This window comes from Orenia metallireducens, from assembly GCF_003001995.1.
GTDB classification, from domain to species: Bacteria; Bacillota; Halanaerobiia; order Halobacteroidales; family Halobacteroidaceae; genus Orenia; species Orenia metallireducens_B.
Genome location: NZ_PVNB01000070.1, coordinates 1 through 2,093, shown reverse-complemented (window position 1 = coordinate 2,093; position 2,093 = coordinate 1). Strand labels below are relative to the sequence as shown.

The following is a 2,093-nucleotide window of genomic DNA, read 5'->3' as shown; positions in this document are numbered from 1 at the left end:
CTTCTCTTCAAAGCTTGGTACCTCTCTCTTACATTTCTCAGTAGCAAAAGGGCACCTTGTATGAAAAGGACATCCACTTGGTGGATTGATTGGACTTGGTACATCTCCTTCTAAGATTATCTTCTCTCTTGTCTTCTCTGGATCGGGAATTGGTATCGCTGATAATAGTGCCTTAGTATAAGGATGCTTTGGATTATTATACAATTCATTCTTATCTGCTAGCTCTACCATTCGTCCTAGATACATTACTGCTACCCTATCACTGATATGGCGAACTACACTTAAGTCATGGGCAATAAAGATATAGGTCAACCCTAACTCCTCTTGCAAGTCCTGCATCAAATTGACTACCTGAGCCTGTACCGATACATCAAGGGCAGATACTGGCTCATCACAAACGATTATCTTTGGATCTACTGCCAAAGCTCTAGCTATTCCTACCCTTTGGCGTTGACCTCCACTGAATTCATGGGGGTATCTTTTTGCATAATTTGGCTGTAAGCCTACTTTATCTAAGAGATACCTTACCTTTTCTTCTCTCTCTTTAGCTGTCCCAATCCCATGAATCTTCATCGGCTCTGCAATAATCTCTCCCACTGTCATCCTTGGGTTCAAGGAAGCATAAGGGTCTTGAAAGATCATCTGCATCTCTCTTCTTAGGTTTCTCATCGCTGCCTTATCTAAGTCTAAGATATTCTGACCTTCAAAGATCACTTCACCCTCTGTGGCTTCTAGTAACCTTAATAATAGTCTTCCTGTCGTTGACTTACCACAGCCTGACTCACCTACTAGACCTAGAGTCTCTCCTCGCTTGACTTCAAAGTTCAAGCCATCTACTGCTTTAACTGAATTGACTACCTTTCCAAAAATTCCACCTTTGATTGGAAAGTGCTTCTTTAAGTTGTTTACCTTCAATATTGTATCTGACATAAGTTCACCTCCTACTTACTTTCTGCTTTCAAGTCTAATTCTTCCCAGCGATGGCATCTAACTAAATGTCCTTCTCTAATCTCTTCTAATTGTGGCTCCTCTGACCAGCATTTCTCTGTAGCAAAAGGACATCTATTAGCAAATTTGCAACCTTGAGGGAAGTTAAATGGATCTGGTACATTTCCTTCAATTGGGGTCAATCTAGTTGATCCACCATCTACTCTAGGGATTGATTTAATCAGTCCTGCTGTATAGGGATGCTCTGGGTCTTTAAATAAGGTCTTCACATCGCTATACTCTACTACCCTTCCCCCATACATTACTGCTACCTTATCGGCTACCTCTGCTATTACTCCTAAATCATGGGTAATCAACATAATAGCTGTATTGAATTCATCTCTTAACTCTTTCATCAGCTCTAAGATCTGTGCCTGAATCGTTACATCTAAGGCTGTCGTTGGTTCATCAGCAATCAATAGATCTGGATTACAGGCTAGTGCCATGGCAATCATTACACGTTGTCTCATCCCACCACTTAACTGATGAGGGTGATCATGGACTCTCTTTTCTGGAGAGGGAATTCCTACCTTCTCTAGCATCTCCACTGCCTTTGCTAAAGCTGCTTTCTTATCTAATCCTTGGTGTAATTGGATTGTTTCCGCAATTTGATCACCAACGGTATATACTGGGTTTAAAGAGGTCATCGGTTCTTGGAAGATCATTGAGATCTCATTTCCCCGAATCTTTCTAATCTCCTTCATCGGCTTCTTTAATAGATCCTCACCTTTAAAGATTATCTCTCCACCTACAATCTTGCCCGGAGGAGTTGGAATCAGCTGCATAATTGAGGCTGAGGTCACACTCTTACCTGAACCAGATTCTCCAACTATTCCTAAAGTCTCGCCTTGCTTAATACTAAAACTTACTCCATCTACTGCTTTAACCACCCCTTTATCTAAAAAGAAATGGGTCTGTAAATCATTTACCTCTAGAATCTTTTTACTCATTTTTTCACCTCCGTTAGTACTCATTAACTATTAGCAGTTGGCTTCTGGCTTAAATCTTTTAATCTTTAAGCTAGTAGCTAATAGCCAATAGCTAGCGACTAATTTATTTATCCTTCATTTTCGGATCTAAAGCATCTCTTAATCCATCACCAAATA

The 2,093-nt window shown here is 40.4% G+C and carries 2 protein-coding genes; both read right to left on the bottom strand.

Features of this window, described 5'->3' with window-relative positions; all coding sequences use genetic code 11:
• Positions 1 to 930 (bottom strand): ABC transporter ATP-binding protein (locus BX659_RS18555; protein WP_106231973.1); only part of this gene is annotated, 930 nt, incomplete at its 3' end.
• Between the two features lie 11 nt (positions 931 to 941).
• Entirely contained in the window at positions 942 to 1,937 is a 996-nt protein-coding gene (locus tag BX659_RS18550) for an ABC transporter ATP-binding protein (RefSeq protein WP_097017624.1), read from the bottom strand.
• Positions 1,938 to 2,093: the final 156 nt, after the last annotated feature.